The organism is Arthrobacter sp. STN4, from assembly GCF_024539665.1.
GTDB lineage: Bacteria > Actinomycetota > Actinomycetes > Actinomycetales > Micrococcaceae > Specibacter.
This window is the reverse complement of sequence record NZ_JAKZGX010000021.1, coordinates 21,960-44,600: the sequence shown is the minus strand read 5'-3', so window position 1 is coordinate 44,600 and position 22,641 is coordinate 21,960. Positions and strand designations below refer to the sequence as shown.

General features: G+C 69.6%; 22 protein-coding genes. 11 read left to right on the top strand and 11 right to left on the bottom strand.

Annotated features, from left to right (window positions below; all coding sequences use genetic code 11):
* Positions 1 to 123 precede the first annotated feature (123 nt).
* The 9 genes from MMF96_RS14295 to MMF96_RS14255 all read left to right on the top strand — a co-directional run bounded on the left by MMF96_RS14295 (position 124) and on the right by MMF96_RS14255 (position 8,854).
* On the top strand, positions 124 to 501 hold the full coding sequence (locus MMF96_RS14295) for a YciI family protein (protein ID WP_256883915.1): 378 nt from the start codon (positions 124 to 126) through the stop codon (positions 499 to 501).
* Complete coding sequence (locus MMF96_RS14290; protein ID WP_256883914.1) at positions 498 to 1,760, top strand: RNA polymerase sigma factor; 1,263 nt, start codon at positions 498 to 500, stop codon at positions 1,758 to 1,760. The genes MMF96_RS14295 and MMF96_RS14290 overlap by 4 nt, the downstream gene beginning before the upstream one ends.
* 18 nt (positions 1,761 to 1,778) lie before the next feature.
* Complete coding sequence (locus tag MMF96_RS14285) at positions 1,779 to 2,540, top strand: cation transporter (protein WP_256883913.1); 762 nt, start codon at positions 1,779 to 1,781, stop codon at positions 2,538 to 2,540.
* 85 nt (positions 2,541 to 2,625) lie between these two features.
* A complete protein-coding gene (locus tag MMF96_RS14280) occupies positions 2,626 to 3,309 on the top strand; it encodes a hypothetical protein (protein ID WP_256883912.1) in 684 nt (227 codons plus the stop codon).
* A gap of 101 nt (positions 3,310 to 3,410) precedes the next feature.
* On the top strand, positions 3,411 to 4,502 hold the full coding sequence (locus tag MMF96_RS14275; protein ID WP_176616025.1) for an NADH:flavin oxidoreductase/NADH oxidase: 1,092 nt from the start codon (positions 3,411 to 3,413) through the stop codon (positions 4,500 to 4,502).
* A 175-nt stretch (positions 4,503 to 4,677) separates the two neighbouring features.
* Positions 4,678 to 5,226: a (2Fe-2S)-binding protein gene (locus MMF96_RS14270; RefSeq protein ID WP_176616026.1), complete on the top strand. Its 549-nt coding sequence runs from the start codon at positions 4,678 to 4,680 to the stop codon at positions 5,224 to 5,226.
* The gene (locus MMF96_RS14265; RefSeq protein WP_176616027.1) at positions 5,223 to 6,221 is read left to right on the top strand and encodes a xanthine dehydrogenase family protein subunit M; all 999 of its coding nucleotides are present in this window, start codon (positions 5,223 to 5,225) and stop codon (positions 6,219 to 6,221) included. The genes MMF96_RS14270 and MMF96_RS14265 overlap by 4 nt, the downstream gene beginning before the upstream one ends.
* Positions 6,214 to 8,298, top strand: coding sequence for a xanthine dehydrogenase family protein molybdopterin-binding subunit (locus MMF96_RS14260; RefSeq protein WP_176616028.1), 2,085 nt, complete (start codon positions 6,214 to 6,216; stop codon positions 8,296 to 8,298). Before MMF96_RS14265 ends, MMF96_RS14260 begins: the two co-directional genes overlap by 8 nt.
* Before the next feature lie 40 nt (positions 8,299 to 8,338).
* Positions 8,339 to 8,854 carry a putative immunity protein gene (locus MMF96_RS14255; protein WP_176616029.1) on the top strand — a complete coding sequence of 172 codons (516 nt, stop codon included), beginning with the start codon at positions 8,339 to 8,341 and terminating at the stop codon, positions 8,852 to 8,854.
* 99 nt (positions 8,855 to 8,953) lie between these two features.
* Here the strand turns inward: MMF96_RS14255 and MMF96_RS14250 are convergent, their stop codons facing one another.
* Both MMF96_RS14250 and MMF96_RS14245 read right to left on the bottom strand, forming a co-directional pair.
* A complete protein-coding gene (locus MMF96_RS14250) occupies positions 8,954 to 9,838 on the bottom strand; it encodes a patatin-like phospholipase family protein (protein ID WP_176616030.1) in 885 nt (294 codons plus the stop codon).
* A 64-nt stretch (positions 9,839 to 9,902) separates the two neighbouring features.
* A complete protein-coding gene (locus tag MMF96_RS14245) occupies positions 9,903 to 10,868 on the bottom strand; it encodes an acyl-CoA thioesterase (RefSeq protein ID WP_176616031.1) in 966 nt (321 codons plus the stop codon).
* Positions 10,869 to 11,030: 162 nt separating this feature from the next.
* On the opposite strand from MMF96_RS14245, the gene MMF96_RS14240 reads away from it, so the two are divergent.
* Positions 11,031 to 11,810: a type 1 glutamine amidotransferase domain-containing protein gene (locus MMF96_RS14240; protein ID WP_176616032.1), complete on the top strand. Its 780-nt coding sequence runs from the start codon at positions 11,031 to 11,033 to the stop codon at positions 11,808 to 11,810.
* Positions 11,811 to 11,903: 93 nt separating this feature from the next.
* Here MMF96_RS14240 and MMF96_RS14235 read toward each other — a convergent pair whose 3' ends face one another.
* The 4 genes from MMF96_RS14235 to MMF96_RS14220 form a co-directional block, all read right to left on the bottom strand.
* Positions 11,904 to 12,563: a GntR family transcriptional regulator gene (locus MMF96_RS14235; RefSeq protein ID WP_176616033.1), complete on the bottom strand. Its 660-nt coding sequence runs from the start codon at positions 12,561 to 12,563 to the stop codon at positions 11,904 to 11,906.
* A gap of 128 nt (positions 12,564 to 12,691) precedes the next feature.
* A complete protein-coding gene (locus tag MMF96_RS14230; RefSeq protein ID WP_176616114.1) occupies positions 12,692 to 13,690 on the bottom strand; it encodes a transketolase family protein in 999 nt (332 codons plus the stop codon).
* A complete protein-coding gene (locus MMF96_RS14225; protein ID WP_176616034.1) occupies positions 13,690 to 14,586 on the bottom strand; it encodes a transketolase in 897 nt (298 codons plus the stop codon). The genes MMF96_RS14230 and MMF96_RS14225 overlap by 1 nt, the downstream gene beginning before the upstream one ends.
* A 25-nt stretch (positions 14,587 to 14,611) precedes the next feature.
* Positions 14,612 to 15,949, bottom strand: coding sequence for an MFS transporter (locus MMF96_RS14220; RefSeq protein WP_176616035.1), 1,338 nt, complete (start codon positions 15,947 to 15,949; stop codon positions 14,612 to 14,614).
* Positions 15,950 to 16,164: 215 nt separating this feature from the next.
* On the opposite strand from MMF96_RS14220, the gene MMF96_RS14215 reads away from it, so the two are divergent.
* Complete coding sequence (locus tag MMF96_RS14215; protein ID WP_176616036.1) at positions 16,165 to 16,941, top strand: SDR family NAD(P)-dependent oxidoreductase; 777 nt, start codon at positions 16,165 to 16,167, stop codon at positions 16,939 to 16,941.
* 37 nt (positions 16,942 to 16,978) lie between these two features.
* Here the strand turns inward: MMF96_RS14215 and MMF96_RS14210 are convergent, their stop codons facing one another.
* The 5 genes from MMF96_RS14210 to MMF96_RS14190 form a co-directional block, all read right to left on the bottom strand.
* Positions 16,979 to 17,674: a maleylpyruvate isomerase family mycothiol-dependent enzyme gene (locus MMF96_RS14210; RefSeq protein ID WP_176616037.1), complete on the bottom strand. Its 696-nt coding sequence runs from the start codon at positions 17,672 to 17,674 to the stop codon at positions 16,979 to 16,981.
* 537 nt (positions 17,675 to 18,211) lie between these two features.
* Positions 18,212 to 18,643 (bottom strand): GNAT family N-acetyltransferase, encoded by a 432-nt coding sequence (locus MMF96_RS14205; protein ID WP_256883911.1) that lies wholly within the window; start codon positions 18,641 to 18,643, stop codon positions 18,212 to 18,214.
* A gap of 134 nt (positions 18,644 to 18,777) precedes the next feature.
* The gene (locus MMF96_RS14200; protein ID WP_176616039.1) at positions 18,778 to 19,704 is read right to left on the bottom strand and encodes a dioxygenase; all 927 of its coding nucleotides are present in this window, start codon (positions 19,702 to 19,704) and stop codon (positions 18,778 to 18,780) included.
* Positions 19,701 to 20,795 carry a maleylacetate reductase gene (locus MMF96_RS14195; protein ID WP_176616040.1) on the bottom strand — a complete coding sequence of 365 codons (1,095 nt, stop codon included), beginning with the start codon at positions 20,793 to 20,795 and terminating at the stop codon, positions 19,701 to 19,703. Before MMF96_RS14195 ends, MMF96_RS14200 begins: the two co-directional genes overlap by 4 nt.
* Positions 20,792 to 22,594 carry an FAD-dependent monooxygenase gene (locus MMF96_RS14190; RefSeq protein WP_176616041.1) on the bottom strand — a complete coding sequence of 601 codons (1,803 nt, stop codon included), beginning with the start codon at positions 22,592 to 22,594 and terminating at the stop codon, positions 20,792 to 20,794. Before MMF96_RS14190 ends, MMF96_RS14195 begins: the two co-directional genes overlap by 4 nt.
* Positions 22,595 to 22,641: the final 47 nt, after the last annotated feature.

The following is a 22,641-nucleotide window of genomic DNA, read 5'->3' as shown; positions in this document are numbered from 1 at the left end:
CGGCCGCCGCCCAATCGTCATCCTCGTGAAGCACGGCCACCCGGCAAGCCCGCCGCCGTCGTGCCTCGGACAAGACGCGGCGCCGCCCGTGGACGGCACCGCCCCGATCGAGGAGAATGAACCATGCGCTACACACTGCTTTTGCACTACCCGGAAATGGATGCCGCGGCGCTCGGCGAAGAGGCGCTTGCGGAGGGCCGGCAGGCCTTCCAAAGCTACGCGGCCGCGCTGCAGCAGGCCAACGTCCTGATCAGCGCCGAGGTGCTCCAGCCGTCGTCGAGCACCACCACGCTGACCACGGCCGACGGCGCCCTGCGGGTGCAGGACGGCCCGTTTGCCGACACGAAGGACCAGCTGGGCGGGACGTTCGTGATCGACGTCGCGGACCTGGACGCCGCCATCGGGTGGGCCGGGCAGGCACCGTCCGTGGAATGGGGGGCCGTGGAGATCCGCCCCGGGGCCACCTACACCGTGGACGGCGCCTGGACGCCCAACACATGACCTCCCCGGAGGCGCGGGCCGCGGCCGAACACGCAGCCCGCGTCTCCTACGGGCACCTCGTGGCGCTTCTTGCCGCGTCCACGGGAGATCTCGCCCTGGCCGAGGACGCCCTGTCCGCCGCCTTTGAACAAGCCCTGGTCAGCTGGTCCGCCGGCGGCGTCCCCGCCAAGCCGGAGGCCTGGCTGCTCACGGTGGCCCGCAACAGGCAGCGCGACGCCTGGAAGTCAGCCGCGAGCAGGACGTCGCTGCCGCTCACGGACGCAGGCAGGCAAGGAAGCCCGGCCATGCCGGCCCTCGACGAAATCGACGTCGACGCCATAGGCGACAAGCGCCTGGAACTGCTGTTTACCTGCGCCCACCCCGCCATCGACGCCGCCATCCGGACCCCGCTGATGCTCCAGGCGGTCCTGGGCTTTGACGCGGCCAGGATCGCCGCCGCCTTCGCCGTCCCGCCTGCGGCCATGGCGCAGCGGCTCGTGCGCGCCAAGAAGCGCATCAAGGCAGCCCGCATTCCCTTCACCGTGCCCGGCCGGGACGCCATGCCGGAACGGCTGCCCCCGGTGCTTGAGGCCATCTACGGCTGCTACGCGCTGTCCTTCGCCGACGGCCCGGAAGTGCCCGGCGGATCCGGTGTGGAAGACCTGCCCGGCGAGGCGCTCTACCTGGCGGTGACCCTGGCCGCCCTGCTGCGCACCGAACCCGAAGCGTGGGGGCTGGCCGCCCTGATCACGCTCTCCCAGTCCCGTGCGCCGGCGCGCGGAGGCCCGTTTGTTCCCCTCGAGGCGCAGGACACGGACAGGTGGGACGCCCGGCTCATTGCCGAAGGGGAGTCCCACCTGCGCCGGGCCGCCGCGGCAGGGGCCGCCGGCCGCTTCCAGCTTGAGGCCGCCATCCAGGCCGTGCACTGCGATCGGGCCCGCACGGGGCGGACCGACTGGCCGGCCCTGCGAACCCTGTACACGGCACTCGTGGCAACAGCCCCCAGCCTCGGCGCCCGGGTGGCGCTGGCCGCCGTCACGGGCCGCACGGATTCGCCCGCCGCCGGGCTGGCGCAACTCGATGCACTTGGTGCGGGGGAAGGCCCAACCGCCGCGTCCGCCGTCGAACACTTCCAGCCCTTTCTGGCCACGCGGGCGGACCTCCTGGCCCGGGACGGCAGGCGGGCGGAGGCCGCGGCGGCCTTTGCGGAGGCCGCGGCAGCCACCGCGCAGCCCGCCGTCCGCCGCTACCTCCTGCAACGGGCGGCCGGCACCGCCTGACTCCGGCGACCGGGTAACGTGGGACTGAAAGGGACCGTCGTCGCCGAAGGGAGCCATGCCGTGGGCAGCCGCAACGCCGGGAGGGACGCCCGGAGCCGCACGCATGGCAAGCCGCCGCACGAATCGCCTGCCGCTACGGGGCCGCACCTCCCCGCCGCCGAACCCGCCGTTGATCCAGCCTCCACCATCGACGGCGCCGCCGACATCGTCCGCCTGCGCCGCCGGGGCTTCGTGCTCGAAGGGGTGACGCTCGGCTGGAACGTGGTGGGCGTCGTCGTACTGGCCGTGGTGTCGATCTGGGCGGGATCCGTGGCGCTGGCCGGTTTTGGCCTGGACAGCCTGATCGAAATCGGGGCCAGCACGGTGGTGGTCTGGGAATTGTCCGGGAGCGGGGAAAACCGCCGGCGGCTTGCCCTGAAACTCATTGCCTGGGCATTCCTGGCGTTGGCCGCGTACCTGGTCTTGCAGTCCGGTGCCGCACTTGCCGCCGGCCACCGGGCCGGGCCGAGCCCCGCCGGGATCGGCTGGACCGCGGTCACGGCGGCAGCCATGTTCCTGCTGGCTGCCGGGAAGGCGCGCACCGGGCGGGCACTGGGGAATCCTGTGCTGGCGGCCGAGGGCCGGGTGACGTTCATCGACGGCTTGCTGGCGACGGCGGTCCTGGGCGGCGTGCTGCTGGACGATCTGGCCGGCTGGTGGTGGGCCGATCCCGTGGCAGGGCTGGTGATTGTCTACTATGCGGTCCGCGAGGCCCGGCACATCCTGCGTCCCCCGGGCTGACCGGCCCGGCCGGGGAAGGGCCAACGCCGCAGTATGGGCCAAGGCCGCGGGAAGGGGCCGGAGCACGGGGAGTAGCATGGCACCCATGGCGGGAACTCCCAACCCAGGACCTGGACGGCTGCTGCGGATTGTTGGTGCGGTGGCCATTGTGGGCGGGCCGCTCGGCTACCTGCTCGGCGGGCTGCTGGCGCCGGCAATCCACGGCACGGGCGCGGCAACCATCCAGGCCAACGCCGCTGCCGGCCCGGCGGCCAACGCAACCCACCTGGCTGCCTTCGTCGCAGCCTCCTACCTGCTGCCCATCGGCGCCGTCGCCCTGGCCTGGCTTGCCTACCGGCGCAGGCCGTGGCTGGCGGCCATTGGCGGCCTGCTGGGGATCATCGGGTGGGCGCCCTTCGCGGCACTGGCCGCCCTGGACGACCTCGCCAGCGTCATGGCCCGGCAGCCCGGCCAGGCGTCCAACGCAGCACTGTTGGACGCCTTCACCAACGATGCCGTCATGGGCAGCTACCTCATCATCTACGTCATCTGCCATCTCGTGGCCTATGTGCTGTTCGGGATCGCGCTGTGGCGTGCCCGCATCATTCCGGCCTGGGCGGGTTGGGCGATGGTCGTCAGCAGTCCGTTGACCGTCGCCGCCTTTGCCTTCCACGACACTGCCCGCACCGCCGTGGGCGTTGCCGCGCTGGCCCTGCTCCTCATCGGCAGCCTGCCGGCAGCGCGTGCCATTGCGGCCAGGCGGGTAGTCCGCAGCACGGCTCCCCGCTGACGGTGCCGCCCCGGTCACCGGGCCCGTAGGCTGTTGGGGGAATCAGCCGCGCGCCCGCGGCGTTGCCCAAGGCAAGACCCCCGCACCAGAAAGTTTTCCCCATGACAAAAGCGCTTTTTGAAGAGATCACCCTGCGCGGCCTGACGGTCCGCAACCGGATCTGGGTCACGCCCATGTGCCAGTACTCCGCGGAGCAGCAGGACGGGATGCCCGGCGACTGGCACCTGGTCCACCTCGGGTCGTTCGCCCGGGGTGGGGCCGGTGCCGTGTTCACCGAGGCCACCGCCGTCGTCCCCGAGGGCCGGATCTCGCCGCAGGACCTCGGCCTGTGGAACGACGCCCAGCGTGACGAATTCGCCCGGATCGTGCGCTTCATCCACTCGCAGGGTGCCGCCGCCGGGATACAGCTGGCCCACGCCGGGCGCAAGGCCTCGGTGTTCCGGACCTGGGACGAGCGGCGCGGCACGGTCCCCGCGGCCGACGGCGGCTGGACCACCGTGGGCCCCAGCACCGTGGCCTTCCCCGGCTACGACACGCCCGCTGCGCTGACGGCTGGCGGGATCCGGGACATCACCGAGGCCTTCGCCGCCGCCGCCCGCCGGGCCATGGACGCCGGCTTTGACCTGGTTGAAATCCATGCCGCGCACGGCTACCTCCTCCACCAGTTCCTCTCGCCGCTGAGCAACACGCGTACCGACAACTACGGCGGCACACTCGCCAACCGGGCCCGTGCGCTGCTGGAAACCATCGACGCCGTCCGGGGCGCGGTGGGCGACGGCGTCCCCGTCCTGGTGCGCTTCTCCGGCACCGACTGGGCCGACGGCGGCTGGACCCTTGAGGACACCCAGACCGTTGCGCGGTGGGCGGCGGAGCACGGCGCGGACCTGGCGGACATCTCCACCGGCGGGAACGTCCCCTCGGCCAGGATCCCCGTCGGCCCCGGCTACCAGGTGCCGTTCGCCACCGCGGTCCGCACAGCCGCGGGGATCCCGACGGCCGCCGTCGGGCTGATCGACGAGCCGCACCAGGCCGAGCAGATCGTCGCGACCGGGCTGGCCGACGTCGTCATGGTGGGGCGCGAACTCCTGCGGGACCCCAACTTCCCGCTGCGCGCCGCGGCCGCGTTGGGGGCCGAGGTGCCCTACGCGCCGAAGCAGTACCACCGCGCGCCCATCACGCGTCCGACGGCGTAGGCTCCGCGGGCGGGCGGCCTGGCGCGGGCTGCCCGCCACGGGGCGGCACGCAATTGTCCGTGGAGGGTTGTCCGGCGCACTCCGGTGGGATAGCTTACGAAAGGGGCCGTCCCCGCACCCGAAACCGGGGCCGGCCCGTTGCGAAGCGGCCGTACCAACCGGAGGCGCACCTTTCATGGACAAACGGATATCACTGCTGGTCGACGGCGAAGAGAGGACGCTGACCGTCGACACCCGCACCACGTTGCTGGACTCGCTGCGGGACAGGCTGGGGGTCACCTCGCCGAAAAAGGGGTGCGACCACGGCCAGTGCGGGGCCTGCACGGTGCTGCTCGGGGGCCGGCGCGTCAACTCCTGCCTGGTGCTGGCCGTCGCCCACGACGGGGCGGAGGTGGTGACGGCCGCGGGGCTGGGCGGCGGCGGTGGGGAACTGCACCCGGTCCAGGAGGCCTTCCTGGCCCGGGACGCGCTCCAGTGCGGCTTCTGCACGCCCGGCCAGGTCTGTTCGGCGGTGGGCATGCTGCAGGAGGCGGCCACCGGACAACCAAGCCACGTCACGGCCGATCCGGGCCGGGCGGTGGAACTCGATGATGCGGAAATCCGCGAGCGCATGAGCGGAAACCTGTGCCGCTGCGGCGCCTATGTGAACATTGTGGCGGCGATCCGCGACGCCGCTGATCCGGGCCGGACTTCCGGCACGGCATCGGCAGGGGCACGACCATGAGGCCCTTCGACTACCAACAGGCACCCGATGCCACCGCCGCGGTTGCCACCGTGGCCCGGCGGCCGGGCGCCATGTTCCTGGGCGGCGGGACCAACCTGGTGGACCTGATGAAGCTGGGGGTCGCCACCCCGGAGCTGCTGGTGGACGTCAGCCGGCTGCCGCTGGACACCGTGGCCGAACTCCCCGACGGCAGGGTCCGGATCGGCGCGGCGGTGCCCAACAGCGACCTCGCCGCCCACCCCTTGATCCTGCAACGCTATCCCGTCCTGTCGCAGGCGCTGCTGTCCGGGGCCTCGGGACAGCTGCGCAACCTGGCCACGACCGGCGGGAACCTGCTCCAGCGCACCCGGTGCCCATACTTCCAGGACGCCAGCCTGCCGTGCAACAAGCGCGAGCCCGGCTCCGGCTGCCCGGCCCGTGGGGGGTACAGCCGCAACCACGCCATCCTCGGGGCCTCGGACAGCTGCGTCGCCGTCCACCCCTCCGACATGGCGGTGGCGCTGGCCGCGCTGGATGCCACCGTCGTCATCCTCGGCCCCGGCGGCGAGCGCACCCTGCCGCTGACGGAGCTGCACCGCCTGCCCGGCGCCGAACCGGAGCGCGACACCGTGCTGGCGCACGGCGAGCTGGTCACGGCCGTGGACCTGCCGCCGGGCAGCCACCGCCGCTCGGCCTACCGCAAGGTGCGGGACCGGGCGTCGTTTGCGTTTGCGCTGGTGTCCGTGGCCGCCGTCGTGGAGCTGGCGGACGACGGCGGCACCATCGCGGGGGTGCGCATCGCCCTTGGCGGGGTGGCCCACAAGCCTTGGCGGGCCGAACGCGCCGAGGAACTCCTGCGCGGCGCGCAGCCGACGGAAACGAATTTCGGCAGGGCGGCCGCGGCCGAACTGGACGCCGCGGTGGCGCTGGCGGGCAACGCCTTCAAAATTCCCCTGGCGGCCAATGCCATGGTGGCGGTGCTCCGGGATCTCACGGGGAGGGGCGGCAATGGCTGAACTGCTGGCATCCAAGGCCATGGGCACCAGCCTCCGGCGCGTCGACGGCGTGGCGAAGGTGCGCGGCACCGCCCCCTACGCCTTCGACCACCCCGTGGAGAACCCCGTGTACCTGTTCCCCGTCCAGGCGACCATCGCGCGGGGGACGGTCAGCTGGATTGACACGGCGGAGGCGGAGGCGGTGGCTGGCGTGATCGCCGTCCTCACCCACCTCAACGCCCCCAGGCTGGCCCGCAGCGACGATGCCGAGTACGCCGTGCTGCAGGGGCCCGGGATAGGCTTCCGGGGCCAGTTCATTGCCGCCGTGCTGGCCGAAACAGGGGAAATTGCCTGCCACGCGGCCGGGCTGGTCGCCGTGGGCTATGACATTGCGGTCCACGATGCGAGCTTCACGGCCGGCCACCCCGGGCAGTACACGCCGGGGCAGGTCAACGGCGGGGCCGTGCCGGACACCGCCGCGGGCGACGTCGAGGCGGCACTGGCGGAAGCCGCCGTCGTGCTTGACCAGACCTACACGACGCCCGCCGGGCACAACAACCCCATGGAGCCTCACAGCACGGTGGCGGCCTGGGAAGGTGACAGCCTGGTGCTGTACGACTCCACGCAGGGCGTCCATGCCGTACGGCAGACACTGGCGCCGCTTTTTGGGATCGCGCCGGAGAACATCCAGGTGGCCGCCCCGAACGTGGGCGGCGGCTTTGGCTCCAAGGGCCTGCCGCACGCGCATGTGGTGCTGGCGGTGATGGCGGCGCAATGCAGCAACGGCAGGCCGGTGAAGTTTGCCCTGACGCGCCAGCAAATGTTTTCCCTGGCCGGCTACCGCACCCCCACGGTCCAGCACGTGCGGCTGGGCGCTGACGGCGCCGGCAGGCTCACCGCCATCTCGCACGAGGTGGTGGAGCTGACGTCGCGGATCAAGGAGTTTGCCGAGCAGACGGCCGTCCCGGCGCGGATGATGTATGCGGCCCCGAACCGCAGGACCAGCCACCGCCTGGTTCCGCTGGACGTGCCGGTGCCGTCGTGGATGCGGGCGCCCGGCGAGTGTCCCGGGATGTTCGGACTGGAAACGGCCATGGACGAACTGGCCGAAGCCTGCGGGCTGGATCCCCTGGAACTGCGGGCCCGCAACGAGCCGGACCTTGACCCGGAGACCGGGAAGCCGTTTTCCAGCCGGCACCTGCTTGAATGCTTCACCACGGGTGCCGGGCGGTTCGGCTGGGATCGGCGTTCCGCGGTCCCCGGGGGCCGGCTGGAAGACGGCTGGCGGGTGGGGATCGGGGCCGCCAGTGCCACGTACCCGTTTTACCGCAACCCCGGCAACGCGGCCCGCATTGCCTACGGCGGCGACGGGACGTACACGGTGCAGATCGGGGCCGCCGATCTCGGCACGGGAAGCTGGACCGTCCTGGCCCAGATTGCCGCCGACGCGCTGGACTGTCCGCTGGAGGCAGTGCGGCTGGAAATCGGCGACACCTCCCTGCCCGTGGCCAGCGTGGCCGGCGGGTCCTCGGGCACGGCCAGCTGGGGCGGGACCATCATCGCCGCGGCCGACGCCTTCCGGAAGGAGCATGGCGACCGGCCGCCGGCCGGCGCCGCGACCCAGGCGGCGGCGCCGGAGGATCCCGAGGCCGGGCGGTATGCGCTGCACTCCTTTGGCGCACAGTTCGCCGAGGTGCGCGTGCATGCCGACACCGGCGAGCTCCGCGTTTCACGGATGCTCGGGGTCTTCTCCGCAGGGCGCATCATCAATCCCCGCACGGCGCGCTCGCAGTTCATCGGCGGGATGACGATGGGAATCGGCATGGCCCTCCACGAGGCAGGCATCATGGATCCACGCTTCGGCCTGGTCGTCAACCATGACCTCGCCGACTACCACATACCCGCCAACGCCGACGTCGGTGACGTGGACGCCATCTGGCTGGAGGAGGTCGACCTCCACGCCGGGGCCCTCGGGGCCCGGGGAATCGGCGAAATCGGCATCACGGGTGCGGCGGCAGCCATCGCGAATGCGGCCTACAACGCCACTGGGATCCGCATCCGGGAACTGCCGCTCACAGCGGAGAAGTTTCTGTCCTAAAAGGGGCCGGGACGAGGGCACCCGGGTGTAGCATCTGGCCATGATCCTGTCGAAGGTTCCGGACCCGCGCCTCGTGACCATCCGGCGCGGCGGGACCCTGACCGACGCGGACCACCAACTGCTCGCCCTGTGGGCGGCAACGTGCGCGGAGCATGTGCTGGCCCTCTTCGAATCGGTCCGCCCGGATGACCCGCGTCCCCGCCAGGCGATCGGGCAGGCCCGTGCCTGGGCCCGTGGCGAGGTGAAGATGATGGAGGCCCGGGCGGCAGGCGGCCATGCCATGGGTGCCGCCAGGGATCTGCAGGGGGCTGCACGCCACGCGGCGTATGCGGCAGGCCAGGCCGGCGCCGTGGCCCATGTCGCCGCACACGGGCTTGGTGCCGCCGCCTATGCCATCAAGGCCGCCCGGGCAGCTGCCCTGTCCGGCGAAGGCGTGGCAGCGGGGCGGTCGGAGTGCCGGTGGCAGCGCGCGCAGCTTCCGGAGCCCATCCGCGAGCTGGTCCTCGACGACCAGCGGCTGCGCAATGACATCTGCTGGTCCGTGTTTGACTGCTGAGCCGGCAGCCGTCGCTTCTGCGCCGGACCCGGGGCGGGTTGTGCGCATAAACTCCCATGCGCCGGACCCGCCTCCGGTCCGGCGCAGATGCGCCAGGCGTCAGTGCCAGAATGCGCCGAGCTGTCCGGCGAGGGCGCTGCCCTGGCGGTAACCGGCCCGGGCGGCGGGCGGGCGCAGCGCGGGATCCAGTGCGTTGGCGCCGAACAGCTGTGTGGAGTTGCCGTCCGGGAAGACGGTCTCGACGCTGCTGCCGCCCGCGCGCAGCTCCCCGACCTGGGCCGCGAGCTGCATGCCCCAGCCCAGCGGGTGCCGCGTCCGGCCGCCGAAGGGGGAGAGCACCAGCACCCGCGCGCATCCGGCAGCCAGGTCCGCGTTCTCGTTTCTTCGGTAGCCGCCGTCGATGTACTGGCGGGCGCCGATGCCATGGGCCGTGCTGCTGGAACAGCTGGCGGCCACGGCGTCCACGAGGTCAACCCCGCTGTGGCGGTCGAACACGGCCGGTTCGCCGGTTTGTGCGTCCACGGCCGTGATGAGCAGGCGGCGTTGCGGCCAGTCCAGGCCAGACAGCCGGGAGGCGACGGTGGCGCGCCACCGTGCGGGCACGGAAGCGTCCGAAGCCGCGGCATTCCCGATCGCCCACGCCCCCATGCCGCGGCGCATCCCGGCCGCGTCCCGGGCCGCGGCAATGATGGCGCCGGTGGTCTCCATGTGGCTGCCCGCCGGACGCACCGGACCCTGTCCGCCGCCGGGCCGGGCCGGGTCTGTGCGGCGCGGGGCCTGGGCGGCCAGGATGGCGGCATACAGTTCCGCGGGCCGCGTCCCGCCGGTTATTTGGGCCGCCGCGGTCGCCCCGGCCGACGTGCCGATGACCAGGTCGGCCAGTGTTGCATCCAACCCGGCCTCAAGCAGCCCGGCGATCACGCCGATCAGCCACGCGTTGCCGGCCGCTCCGCCGCCACCAAGAACCAATGCCCGTTCGTCCACACGGCCACTCTACCGGTGCCGGTGATCCACGGCTGCGGCGTCGAGCAGCAGGGGCGGGCCGCCTTTAAGCGGGCAACAGGTGGTTGGGAAGCCTGTTGCCCGGCACCCGGCCACGGATTTCGAGCAGGTCGCGGGCGTGGGCATGCAGCGCCTTGTCCTCGCTGGAGATCGGCACCCAGGGCGGAACCGGGACGGAGGTGCCGGCGTCGTCCCGTGCCACCATCACGGTGAGGCAGTAGGTGGTGAGGTCCATCTCGCGCCCCTTCGGGTCCCCCGAACGGACGTGGACCGCGATGTGCATGCCCTTCATCCCGGTGTAAACGAGCCGGGCCTCCACTTCCACGACGTGGCCGATCAGCAGCGGCCGGTAGAACCGCACGCCGCCGGAGAACACCGCAACGGTGTCCATGCCGCAGTATCGCGACGCGCACACATAGGCCGCTTCATCGATCCACTTCATCACGATCCCGCCGTGCACCTTGCCGCCCCAATTCACATCCGTGGGCGCGGCCATGAACCGCAGGACCACACGCTCGGCCGTGCCGGCAGCGGTGTATTCCTGGGCCTTCATGGCCGCCACAATCTCGTCGCGGACCTTGATCCGGGCCAGGGCGTCGTCGCGAAGTGCAAGCTCCGCCGGCGTCACGGCCTCGAAGGGGGCCACCGGGACGGGTTTGCCGTCGTCGCCCACGGCCACGAATATGACCATGCACTGGCTGCGCATCGTAGGGGTGCCGCCCCTGGGGTCGCCGGAGGAAACCACGGTGCGGATGTGCATCGAGGACCGGCCGGTGTAGACAATGGTCGCCTCCACCTCCACCATGTCGCCGCTGTTGACGGGGTCGGCAAAGTGGATGTTGCCCACGTAGGCGGTCACACAATACGACTTCGCCCAGCCGACGGCGGCGGCATACGCTGCCTTGTCCACCCACTCAAGCACGGTGCCGGCATCCACCGAGCCGCTGTGCCCGATGTCGGTGGGGGCTGCGAGGAAGCGAAGGGTCACGGAATTGGCGGCAGTCTCACTCATGGAACGAGTGTAATGAAGTGGCAGGCCGCCCCCGGGCGGGGAGGTCTCATGCGCACCTCCCAACGTCACAATCGCCGCGTCGGCCGCGCGGGGGACCCGGACCGGGCTATGCAGGCACGCCGGCACGTGCCTAGGGTGGAAATGGTACGAAAGGAGCATTTCATGAAAAAGATCCTCATGGTACTGACAAGTGTTTCCGAGATCGGCGCTACGGGGGAGAGCACCGGCTACAACGTGGCCGAGGCCGCCCATCCCTGGAAAGTCTTCAAGGATTCCGGGCATTTCGTTGACTTCGCCTCCATCCAGGGCGGCCAGCCCCCGCGCGACGTGGTGGATGCCGGGGACCCCGTCCAGGTGGCCTTCACGCAGGACGAGACCACGCGCGCCGGCCTTTACAACACGGCCCGGGTCGACGTCGTTGACCCCGAACAGTATGACGCCCTCTACCTGGTGGGCGGCCACGGCGCCATGTGGGACTTCCCGGACAGCGAAGGCCTGCAGAAGCTGGTGGCCGGCGTCTACAACGCCGGCGGCGTGGTGGGCGCGGTGTGCCACGGCCCGGCCGGCCTGGTGAATGTGGATTTGGCGAACGGGATTCATCTGGTCAACGGCCGGAAGGTGGCCGCCTTCACCAACGACGAGGAAGTCGCGGCAGGGAAGGACAAGGTCATCCCGTTCTTCCTGGCCGACCGGCTCGAGGAACAGGGCGCCACCCACGTCTCCGCCGGCGTCTTTGAGGAAAAGGTCGTGGTCGACGAGCGGCTGGTGACCGGCCAGAACCCGGCCTCGGCGGCCGGCGTGGCGAAGGAAATGGAGAAGCTGCTGGCCGGGGTCATCCACCAGGAAAAGGCTGAGGAACAGCAGCAGGCAGAGGCCCTGCGTGCCGAGAAGGACGCAAAAAAGGCGGCCGCCGCCGAGATGGAGCACCGGCACCACCCGTGAAGTGCAGCCGGCCCCGCCGGGGCAAAACACCCCGGATGCGCCGTCGTGCCGATCCGGCCGTTGCGGTGCCAGGGAACGGGCAGCAGTCCCGGGCTAGGCGACCAGGTTCCCGGCGGCCACGTCCATGTGGTCCACCACGGCGGACCGTGCCGCTTCGGGGTCTCCGGTCTCAATGGCCGCAACGATTTCGTAGTGACGGTCCACGCGCATGTTCCTGACGGCCTTCTCCAACCCGGCGAACATGATGGACATGCGGATGGATCCTTCCAGCGACGCCCACGAGTGCAGCAGCGTCTGGTTGCCGGTCAACGTGCACAGGGTCCGGTGGAATTCGAGGTCTGCCTCAATCCGCTCCTCGAGGGATTCGTTGGCTACTGCGTTCATCCGGTCGACGGCGCTGCGCAGCGACTTGATGACGGCGGTCCGGTTCGGCCGTTCGCAAAGCGTGAGCACCGCCAGGGATTCCAGGGCCGCGCGGACGGCGAAGATGTCGCGGATTTCCTTGGCATCCAGGTGGCGGACGGAGAGGCGTCCGCGTGTGCCGGAGGTGAGCAGCCCTTCCTGGGCGAGCTGGCGCAAGGCCTCGCGCAGCGTGCCGCGGCTGATTTGGAGCATGTCGGACAGCTCGGTTTCGACGAGGTGCCGGCCAGGCTCCAGGGCGCCGCTGGTGATTGCGGTGCGGAGGGAGGACACGGCCTGCTCCCGCAGGCTCTTCTTTTCCAGTCCCAGAAGGGACGCGGTGGCTGCTGGCATGGTGTGTTCCTCGGCGTGGGCGGGCAGTTGTTTACTGTCAGGTGTTAACAGTTGATACTACGCCACGGGCGCGGGACCTTTGGGAGGTCCCGCGCCCGTTTGCGTCGTATTGTGCGACGGAGGGCGGGTCAGCCCAGTTCCGCCAGTACCTTCCCCACAATCCTTGCCACGGACAGGCCATAGCGGTCGTGGAGCGTCGGCAGCGCACCGGCGTCCAGGAAGGCATCCGGCAGGCCGATGGGCACGACGCGCTTGTTGAGGCCGGCCGTCACCACTGCGGAGGCGACGGTCTCGAACAGCCCGCCTACCACGGTGTGGTTTTCCAGTGTCAGGGCCAGGCGGTCGCCGGCGAGTTCGGCCAGCACGGTGGCCGAGTCAAAGGGCTTGATGGTGGGGGTGTGGACGACGGCGGCATCCACCTTGTGTGCCTCCAGCGCCTGTGCGGCCTGGAGTGCGCGCATCGTCATGAGCCCGCTGGATACCAGGACCACGTCGGTGCCCCCGCGCAGCACCTTGGCCTTGCCCAGTTCAAAGGTGTAGTCGTATTCGTCCAGGACGGTGGGCACGTTGCCGCGCAGCAGACGCAGGTAGGTGGGCCCGTCGCTGGCGGCCAGCTGGGGGACGGCCTGCTCAATGTCGACGGAATCGCAGGGGTCCACGATGGTCAGGTTCGGCATGCCACGGAAGATGGCCATGTCCTCGGTGGCCTGGTGGCTGGGGCCGTATCCGGTGGTCAGCCCGGGAAGCCCGCCGACGATGTTGACGTTCAGGTTTGGCTCGGCAATGTCGAGGCAGAGAAAGTCGTAGGCACGGCGCGCGGCGAACACCGAATACGTCGAGGCAAAGGGAATGAGCCCGGTCTGGGCCATGCCGGCGGCGGCGCCGAAAAGGAGCTGTTCGGCCATGCCCATTTGGAAGAAGCGGTCCGGGTGCTGCCGGGCAAAGATGTGCATGTCCGTGTACTTGCCCAGGTCCGCGGTCAGGCCCACAATCCGCTGGTCGGCCTCGGCGGCCTTCGCCAATGCATGCCCGAACGGTGCCGGCGAGGTCTTCTGTCCGGGATCGGCAAAGGAGGCGATCATGGCGGATGTCTTGGGTTTATTGGCCGGTGCCAGTGTTGTGGCCATCACAGGGCCGTCCTTTCGTAACCGTTGCTGAGCTGGTCGCGGCAGAGTTGCCACTCGTGTTCTTCGATGCGCATGAAATGCGCCTTTTCGCGGTCCTCCAGCAGGGGAACGCCGCGGCCCACCTTCGTGTCGCAGAGGATGACGGACGGCTGCCCGTGGGGCTTGGCGTTCGCCGCCGCGTTGTCAAAGGCCTCCAGCAGCGCGGCGGTGTTGTTGCCGTCGACGCGCTGTACGTACCAGCCAAACGCCTGCCATTTCTCGGTGAGGGGTTCGGTGCGCAGGACGGTGTCCGTCCTGCCGTCGGCCTGGAGGGCGTTGATGTCCACCATGGCGGTGAGGTTGCCCAGCTGGTGGTGGTGGGCGCCCATCGCCGCTTCCCACGTGGAGCCTTCATCAAGCTCGCCGTCGGACAGGAAGTTGAACACTCGGGCGCCGGACCCCTGGTGGCGCAGGCCGAGGACCGTGCCGACGGCGATGGAGAGTCCGTGGCCCAGGGAACCGCCGGAAATTTCCATCCCGGGCGTGTAGGTGGACATGCCCGACATGGGCAGGCGCGAGTCGTCGGAGCCGTAGCTTTCCAGTTCCCCGACGGGGATGATGCCCGCCTCGGCCAGTGCCGCGTAGTGGCCGATGGCGTAGTGGCCGGTGGAGAGCAGGAAGCGGTCGCGGCCTTCCCAGTCCGGCTCGCCGGCCCGGAAGGTGAGCTGGCTGGTGTAGACGGTGGCGAGGATGTCCGCCGCCCCCAGGGCCTGCCCGACATAGCCCTGGCCTTGGACTTCGCCCATGTTCAGGGCGTGGTGCCGGATGCGGTACGCGGCCTGGGTGGCTGCGCCCACCCGGTCCTCGAAGGTGCCTTCGGCCAGGGGCCGGCTGGTGGTCGTATCCAATGTGGACATGATGTGGGTTCTGCCTTTCGTGGGCTTAGGCGTCGATGGTCAACGGTGTGCTTTTGGTGGCCTCATCCGCCAGCTGGCGTTCCCGCCTGCCCCAGGTTTCGCGGGTGCTGATGGCGGCGACCAGGCCGATGAGGCCGTAGAGCAGGAAGAGTGCGGCGGGGCCGGCCCAGCCGAAACTGAGGAACAGCAGCGTGGTGATGAAGGGCGTGAAGCCGGAGACCATGGCCGAGACCTGATAGGCCAGGGACGCGCCGGAGGCGCGGGTCTTGGCCTGGAACAGTTCGGGGAACCACGGGCCCTGGGCACCGGCCAGCGAGTTCTGGCAGACGGCGTAGGAGATGATGACCGTCAGGATGACGAGGATGGACAGCCCCGTGTTGACCAGCAGGAACATGGGGAAGGCGAACAGCACGGCAAAGGCGCAGGACCAGATGTAGAGCGGCCGGCGGCCAATCTTGTCTGTGAGGTGGCCCCACGCCGCAGTTGCGAAGATGCCGATCGCCGCGGCAATGCTCAGGGCCAGAAGGGTCTCGGTCTTGCTGGACAGGCCGGTGGTGTGGAGGTAGGAGATCATGTAGGTGATGGAGACGGCGTAACCGGCCGTTTCAGCGATGCGCAGGCCGATGCCGCGCACGATGTTGCGCCAGTCGGTCTTGATGACTTCCACGATCGGCGACTTCACGATGGAGCCCGAGGCCTTCACTTCGTCAAAGACGGGGGACTCGGGAACCTTGGAACGGATGACCAGCCCCACGGCGACCAGGAAAATGCTGGCCAGGAACGGTATGCGCCAGGCCCATGAATTGCCCAGGTGGACGCTGAAGAGGAAAACAAGGTTGGCCAGCAGGAGTCCCACGGGGAAGCCGGCCTGGACCATGCCGGTGTACTTGCCCTTCTTCTTCCAGGGTGCGTGCTCGTAGCTCATGAGGATGGCGCCGCCCCATTCCGCGCCGAATGCCAGGCCCTGGACAATGCGGACAAACACCAGCAGCGCCGGGGCCAGTAGGCCCACGGTTGCATACGTGGGCAGCAGTCCGATGGCGAAGGTGGCAAGGCCCATCAGGACCAGCGAGGCCACCAGGACCGGCTTGCGCCCCAGCCTGTCACCCAGGTGGCCGCCGAGAATGCCGCCGAGGGGCCGGGCGGCAAAGCCGACGCCGAGGGTGGCGAAGGAGGCCAGTGTCCCGGTCACGGGGTCGGCACCGGGGAAGAAGGCAGTGCCGAAGTACAGGGCGGCCGCCGTCCCGAAACCGATGAAGTCGTAGGTTTCGATGACGGCGCCCACGCTGGAGCCGAGGGCAACGCGCCGGGCGTCCTTGGTGCCGTGGACTGGTCCGCGCATCGAGAGAGCATCGTTGCTCATGGTCTTATATCCCTTTCAAACGGCGACCGATGCATTCGGCATCGTGATGTCGACTGTTAACAGATGATACGACAGTGTGACCCGGATCATTCATTCTTGTCAACAGTCAACTTCAGAGGTTGACTGTTGACACTGAAAAGTCCTAGTGTGGTTCCCATCACCCGCCACTGAAATTTTTCACCCCATCCAGTTTCGCCCAACCTTCAAGGAGAATCATGTCCAACTCCATCCAGCGCACCGCCGTCCTGACCGGAGCCACGTCCGAGCGGGGCATCGGCCTGGCCGCCGCCCGCCGCTACGCCCGTGAGGGGTGGGCCGTGGCCATCCTGGACCTCGACGGCGAGAAGTCGGCCAAAATTGCCAGGGAAGTCGGCAACGAATTTGATGTCCCCGCCTTCGGCCATGCCGTCGACGTCGCCAGTGAGGACTCGGTTGCTGCCGCCCACGGTGCCGTCAGCGCCGAGTTGGCAGCCGGCAACCTGCCCGTGGTCGGCGCCGTGGTCAACATTGCCGGGATCACCTCGCCGGTGCCGTTCCTGGAGACCACCCTGGAACTGTGGAACAGGATCATGGCCGTCAACGCCACCGGCACCTACCTCGTCACCAAGGCGTTCCTTCCGGAAATGATCGACGCCGGATGGGGCCGCATCGTGAACATGTCCTCCGTCTCCGCCCAGCGCGGCGGCGGCGTGTTCGGCAAGGTCCCCTATTCCTCGGCCAAGGCTGCGATCCTCGGCTTCACCAAGGCGCTGGCCCGCGAACTTGGGGACTCGGGGGTGACGGTCAATGCCATTACGCCCGGCGCCGTGGACACCAACATCCGGGTCGGCAGCACCGATGACCAGGAAGCGGCGATCGCCCGCGACATTCCCGTGGGACGGACCGCCACCACCGAGGAGGTCGCCGCCGTCATTACGTTCCTGTCCTCCGAGGATGCCGCCTACCTCACCGGCACCACGGTCGACATCAACGGCGGCAGCCACCTCCACTGAGGCCTGCACCCGGGCCGGGGCGCCGGGGTGCTCCCGCTCACGGTGTGAGCGGGCCGTGCAGGACCCGGCGTGCCAGGTCCGCGTCACCGTCGACGGCCGCGCTTCCGGCCAGGTTCCAGCGGCCCCAAAGGCCAAGGTACATTTCCCGCACCGGGGCGGTGATCGAGGCAGTGACGGGCCCTTCGCCGAGTGTCCAGCCGGTGGCCCCGGGGACGTGGAAGGCCACGGCCCCGTCCGGGGGCGGCATGCGCTTGAGCCGGAGCTGGCGTGGGGCGAACATGGCCAGGACCTCGTCAACCCCGTCGACCATGAAGCCATCCGCGAATCCCGGCACGTCCACACCCGAGGCGAGGGAAGCGTCGACCAGGTGGATGGCGTGTTCGTGTGCCTGGCGCCGAAGCCAGAAACCGGCCTTGCGCGGCGGCGGGCCAAAGTTCCAGCACGGCGCCTCGGGGTCGAGGGCTCCCATCGCGGCGAGGAAGGGGCCCGTGCCGTCGAGGAACCATGCCGCGGCGCCCGTTGCCGGCGGGGCCGGTTCCTCGACGTATGTCCCTGTTTGAACGATGTTCGCCGCCCAGCGTTCGATTGACCCGAGGTGCCCGAAAAGTTGCCCGAGCGTCCAGTCGGGGCAGGCCGGAACGGGGCGGGCGGGCAATCCGCCGGGCTGGCGCGCAATCGTCATGAGACGCTCGAGGCTGCCGGCCAGCGCTGCGAGGTGGTCATCGGGGGTCATGCGTCGAGCATATCCGGCCGTGCGGGATTCCCGCCCGGGAATGGGGCTGACTGCCGCCTTGCCGGGCAGGGTGCATCTACTGCCGGCAGTACTTGCAAAAAAGCAAGTACGGCCCGCCTTTCGCGCCACTCTAAGCCGCAAAAGACGGGTACCCGCCACTCGTGCGATCCTGCATTGACGTCCATAGCCTGTTCATAGGATATTCAGCGTGGCTCCGTCATTGAATCGTAGGTCCCAGTCGTGGCACACAGCTATCCTGCTTTGGTTGCAGGCATGGAAAATCCAGGCACGGTCCCTGGCCAGGGTGACGGGGCCTGCCTCGCCGGGCCCACTGTCCCGGGGCTTAATATCCCCGGGCCCGACGGCACCTACCGGACCATCTCGTCCCCCCGCTACGAGAAAGCACGATTGGCCCTCATTGAGGCCTGGGAGCACCGGCCGCCGGCCTGCTCCTGGGAGCGTGCCGTGTTCGAAAAGATGATCATGCCGGACGCCCGCGCGGAATTGCAGGCTGCCTGGCTGGAAGCAGCGGAGATGTCAGGGTTCGTGCATCCGGGAGCCGGGCCCCAACTGCCGTGACCGGGAATACACCACCGTGATGGCCAGGTCCAACTGGCGACACGGCACCCAAACGCAGTCGGCCGCGGGTGGAAACGGCCGGAACATGATGTGCTGGGGTCCCGAGCGGCCGCCCAGGTACCGTCCGCGGTCAACGAATCCGGACTTGAGATAGGCCGCCCGGCCCGCACCATTGCGCTCGTTGACACCAAGAACAACGCCGTTCGCCGGCAGCCCCAGCTCGGCGGCGATGTCCCGGGCAAGCCCGACGGCGGCCAGCGCCGCCTTCGTCCCGTAGCCGTGGCCCTCGTGCCTGTGGTCCACGAGGAATCCACGGAGCGAAATGGCACTGTCATCGTCGACCCAGCCCGCGGCCGTGGCCGCCCCGACGTGCAGGACCCCCATGCCCACGACGTTCCTGCCGCGCGGCAACTGTGCGGCGGTTCCCTGGGTAGGGGTTCCCTGGGTGGACGATCCCGGGGTGGACGATCCCGGGGTGGACGCGGGCGCCGGCCGGTCCGGCGGCCGGCCCGGGACCGGCGGGCCTATGCGGTGGCGGGGGCGAGGACGATGTCGAACCGGGCACGGGCCCAGACGTCATTGCCCAGTTCGCGCCCGTCGGGCGTCGGCGTCCCGGCGGGTTGCGGCACGAAGTCCTTGATCAGCGATTCCTTGACGCCGAACACGGTGTCGTACTTGAGCAATTTGTCGCCGGTGACGAAGATATGCGTGACCAGGGTGCGCAGGCCGGGGGCGGTGACCATGAAGTGCAGGTGGGACGCGCGCATGGGGGACCGGCCGGTGGCTTCGAGCATCTTCCCGACGGGACCGTCGTGCGGGATCGGGTACGGTGTCGGGGTCAGGCCCCAGAAGTTGTAGTTGCCGTCCGTGTCAGAGAACAGGTGTGCCCGACCGGCGACGCGGCCGTCGGTGTACTGGACGTCGTAGAACCCGTCTTCGTCGGCTTCCCAGACTTCGATCCGCGCGCCGGATACGGGGTTGCCGTCGGTGTCCCGGACCGTGCCTTCGATCCAGCATGGTTCACCGGCCGCCCCGCCGGCGATGTCGCCGCCGCGGGGGATCTCGGGGGCGTCGTCGACGAAGAACGGGCCAAAGACGGTGGCCTCGGTGGCGTCCTTGTAGGCGGCGTTGTTGACGTTGATGGTCTGCATCGAGGCGCCCAGCACGTCGGAGAGCAGGATGAATTCCTGGCGCTTGTCGTCGGTGATGTGCCCGGCGGCGGTGAGGAACGCGATGGCGGCGTCCCATTCCTTCTCGGTCAGCCGGACATCGCGGATGAACGCGTGCAGGTGGGTGACCAGCGACTCCATGAGTTGTTTCAGCCGCGGATTCGCGCAGTCCTGGAACGACCGGAGGACGTTCCCGGTGAGGCGCTCCTCGACGGCGGCCTGTGCTGTGGCTGCGGCGGTGGCTGCCGCGCCTTCGGCGGTGGAAGGGGAGTTCTGGCTCATCGTGGTTCCTCCTGGAACTGGTCGGAAAGGGTTTTGGGGTCGTCGCCGTTAAGTGCGGCGGTGAGCAGCGCGGTCAGGTTCGCGGCGGTGACCGGGCGGGGGTTGTTGGCCGGGATGGCGGGCAGGGCCACCGCCACGGCTTCGGGGATGTCCGCGGCGGTGAAGCCGTAGTCCTTCAGTGCCTTGGGTGCATCAAGCCTCCCGCGCAGCTCCTGCAGCCCGCCCAGTGCGGTGTCGGAGCCGAAGGCCGCCGCGATGCGGGCCCGGGCTTCGGGCGCGGCCGGGCCGTTGAACGCGAGGACGTAGGGCAGCACGGCGGCATGGGTCTGGGCGTGGGGGAGGTTGAACGTCCCGCCGAGCACATGGCAGATCTTGTGGTGCATGCCGGATCCGGCCGAGGCGAATGCGACGGCGGAAAGGTACGCCCCGTAGAGGGCCTGCTCGCGGCCGGGCAGTCCTGCCGGTTCGGCAACGATCGCCGGCAGCCCCCGGCTGAGCGCGCGGATGCCTTCGGAGGCCATGGCCGCGTTGATCGGGTCCGCCCGCGGGCCCCAGAGCGAGTCGATGCAGTGCGCCATGCCGTTCAGCCCGGAGGCCACGGACATCTCCACGGGCAGGGAGAGGGTGAGTTCGGCGTCGTAGACAACCGTCACCGGCAGCACCTTGTCATCGACCCCGGTGGTCTTGCGGGACGCCTCCGTCAGCCCCCACACGTTCGTGGCCTCCGAGCCGGCATAGGTGGTCGGGACCGCGAGGATCGGCAAGCCGGTGGTCAGGGCAACCGCCTTGGCCAGCCCGGTGGTGGACCCGCCGCCCACGCACACGATGAGGTCGACGCCGGCCTCTTCCGCGGCCGTGCGGGCGGCCTGGGCCGTCTCGAGCGGTACGTGCATCACCACCCCGCTGTGCCACAGCGCCACGTCGATTCCGGCCGCGACGGTGCGGGCCATCGCCATCTCGAAGTCGGAGGCGATGACCATGGCCTTGCCGGCGCCGAGCCGGGCGGCCTCCGCGGCCACCAGGTCTGCGGCCTGGCCGGAACCGAAGAGCACCCGCTGGCCCAGGGTGGTGTGTTCGAATGTCAGCTTCATGATTTGTCTCCGTTGCCCAGGATGGTTGAGATGGCGCCTTGCAGTGCGGCTTCCGGATCGGCCGGCAGGCCCTGCGAACGCCAGCCTACGTGCTTGTCGGGCCGGACCAGGACGGCACCGTCCTCGGCCACGCCGCGCAGGCGCTCCCAGTCGAAATACAGGTCCGTGACCTCCTGCCCGGGGCCGATCACCACCGCCTTGACCGGGACCCCGAGCTGGGCGGAGACCTTCCGGGCGGCGCCGTCCCAGGCCGTGCCGGTGATGCCGGTGAAGAGCGTGAACCGGCCGTACGGGGCGAGGTCGTGCGTTGAGAACTTCCGGGTCCAGTCGCCCACCCACGCATGGGGCAGGCGGACACCGGGATGGGTGGACGGTTCGTAGTACAGCTCGGCGTCGCGCGCCGGCACGGGCCGTTCCGTGCCGTCGGAGGCGATGGCGGCCGAGCGGTAGTACTGGCCCAGCTCCACGCCGTGCGCGTTGAACTCGTAGTTCTTGATTTCCATCGCCTCGCGGATCGCGGCGCGCTTGGCGGCGCCCGCGGCCGTGTTGTCCTTCCGCGATTCGATGGCAGCGAGCATCTCGGCCTCGCTTTGCCCTGCGGTGAGGCCCAGGGCGTCGAAGAGCTTCACAAACTCGCGCCCGGACTGGTTGGCGCGGGTGACGATCTGCTTCGCCACCGGCGCACGCTCGGCAGTGTAGGTCTCGAGCAGGCCGGCCGGGGCCTGCCCGTTGAGCACGGCGGCGATTTTCCACGCCAGGTTGTAGGAGTCCTGGATGGACGTGTTCGAGCCCAGCCCATTGCTCGGCGGATGCTTGTGGACGGCGTCACCGGCACAGAAGACCCGGCCGGACTGCAGGGTGGTGGCGTACTGCTCGTTGTTGCCCCACAGCGAGATGCCGGTGATCTCGGCCTCCAGGTCGGGGACGCCGATCAGGTTGCGGATCACCTGCAGTGCGTCCTCCCGGGTGACCTCGGGCGTGCCCTGGGAGATGTCGAATCCCCAGACGATGAGCCATTCGTTCCACGGTCGGACCATGCGGACCAGTCCGGCGCCGATCCCGCCGATGTTGGAACCGGGCTGGACCACCCAGTACAGGACGGAGGGGCGGTGGCCCACCAGTTTGGCCAGGTCGGCCTTGAAGGTGATGTTCATCGACCCGGCGATGTCCATCTTTCCCTCCAGGGGAAGGCCGACGTCGGCGGCGACCTTCGAGCGGGCCCCGTCGGCCCCGATGAGGTACTTCGCGCGGATCGTGTACGCGTGGCCGGAGAGCCGGTTGAGCACGCGCACGGAGACGCCGTCGTCGTCCTGGGTGTGGGAGAGGTATTCGGTGGAGAACTGGGCCTGCGTGCCGCGCATGGTCGCGTTCTTGACCAGGATCGGCTCCAGGTACGTCTGCGGGATGTCGCAGTTCAGCGACGGGGAGGCGAGCTCGTAGTCCGCATGGCGTGCCGGGTGGTTGCCCCAGGTGAGGATCCGCCCGATCTCGTCGCCGGCGATCGACGTGCAGAAGACGGTGTCCCCGATCATCGCGTGGGGGGTGGCCTCGGCCAGGACCTGTTCCTCGATCCCGAGGTCGCGGAAGATCTCCATGGTGCGCTGGTTGGTGATGTGCGCCCGCGGCGTGTTGGCCGTCCAGCGGTACTTGGTGATCATGATGTTCGCCACGCCCAGCGAGGACAGGAAGAGGGCCGCGGACGAGCCGGCGGGGCCGGAACCGACGATCAGGACGTCGGTCTCCACGAGCGTGGTGTCCGGCGTTTGTGTCTCGGCGACGCCGTCGTTGAAGACAACCATGGGAACTCCTTGTTGTTGGCCGGCTGCTCGGCCGGCGGGGTTGAATC

What these genes read in the sequence shown, in the direction of transcription:
- MMF96_RS14190 (WP_176616041.1), bottom strand. Translation starts at nt 22,594, where the DNA reads ATGGTTGTCTTCAACGACGGCGTCGCCGAGACACAAACGCCGGACACC.
- MMF96_RS14255 (WP_176616029.1), top strand. Translation starts at nt 8,339, where the DNA reads ATGATCCTGTCGAAGGTTCCGGACCCGCGCCTCGTGACCATCCGGCGC.
- MMF96_RS14225 (WP_176616034.1), bottom strand. Translation starts at nt 14,586, where the DNA reads ATGTCCACATTGGATACGACCACCAGCCGGCCCCTGGCCGAAGGCACC.
- MMF96_RS14230 (WP_176616114.1), bottom strand. Translation starts at nt 13,690, where the DNA reads ATGGCCACAACACTGGCACCGGCCAATAAACCCAAGACATCCGCCATG.
- MMF96_RS14290 (WP_256883914.1), top strand. Translation starts at nt 498, where the DNA reads ATGACCTCCCCGGAGGCGCGGGCCGCGGCCGAACACGCAGCCCGCGTC.
- MMF96_RS14210 (WP_176616037.1), bottom strand. Translation starts at nt 17,674, where the DNA reads ATGACCCCCGATGACCACCTCGCAGCGCTGGCCGGCAGCCTCGAGCGT.
- MMF96_RS14220 (WP_176616035.1), bottom strand. Translation starts at nt 15,949, where the DNA reads ATGAGCAACGATGCTCTCTCGATGCGCGGACCAGTCCACGGCACCAAG.
- MMF96_RS14275 (WP_176616025.1), top strand. Translation starts at nt 3,411, where the DNA reads ATGACAAAAGCGCTTTTTGAAGAGATCACCCTGCGCGGCCTGACGGTC.
- MMF96_RS14235 (WP_176616033.1), bottom strand. Translation starts at nt 12,563, where the DNA reads ATGCCAGCAGCCACCGCGTCCCTTCTGGGACTGGAAAAGAAGAGCCTG.
- MMF96_RS14245 (WP_176616031.1), bottom strand. Translation starts at nt 10,868, where the DNA reads ATGAGTGAGACTGCCGCCAATTCCGTGACCCTTCGCTTCCTCGCAGCC.
- MMF96_RS14240 (WP_176616032.1), top strand. Translation starts at nt 11,031, where the DNA reads ATGAAAAAGATCCTCATGGTACTGACAAGTGTTTCCGAGATCGGCGCT.
- MMF96_RS14260 (WP_176616028.1), top strand. Translation starts at nt 6,214, where the DNA reads ATGGCTGAACTGCTGGCATCCAAGGCCATGGGCACCAGCCTCCGGCGC.
- MMF96_RS14200 (WP_176616039.1), bottom strand. Translation starts at nt 19,704, where the DNA reads ATGAGCCAGAACTCCCCTTCCACCGCCGAAGGCGCGGCAGCCACCGCC.
- MMF96_RS14295 (WP_256883915.1), top strand. Translation starts at nt 124, where the DNA reads ATGCGCTACACACTGCTTTTGCACTACCCGGAAATGGATGCCGCGGCG.
- MMF96_RS14270 (WP_176616026.1), top strand. Translation starts at nt 4,678, where the DNA reads ATGGACAAACGGATATCACTGCTGGTCGACGGCGAAGAGAGGACGCTG.
- MMF96_RS14195 (WP_176616040.1), bottom strand. Translation starts at nt 20,795, where the DNA reads ATGAAGCTGACATTCGAACACACCACCCTGGGCCAGCGGGTGCTCTTC.
- MMF96_RS14215 (WP_176616036.1), top strand. Translation starts at nt 16,165, where the DNA reads ATGTCCAACTCCATCCAGCGCACCGCCGTCCTGACCGGAGCCACGTCC.
- MMF96_RS14265 (WP_176616027.1), top strand. Translation starts at nt 5,223, where the DNA reads ATGAGGCCCTTCGACTACCAACAGGCACCCGATGCCACCGCCGCGGTT.
- MMF96_RS14280 (WP_256883912.1), top strand. Translation starts at nt 2,626, where the DNA reads ATGGCGGGAACTCCCAACCCAGGACCTGGACGGCTGCTGCGGATTGTT.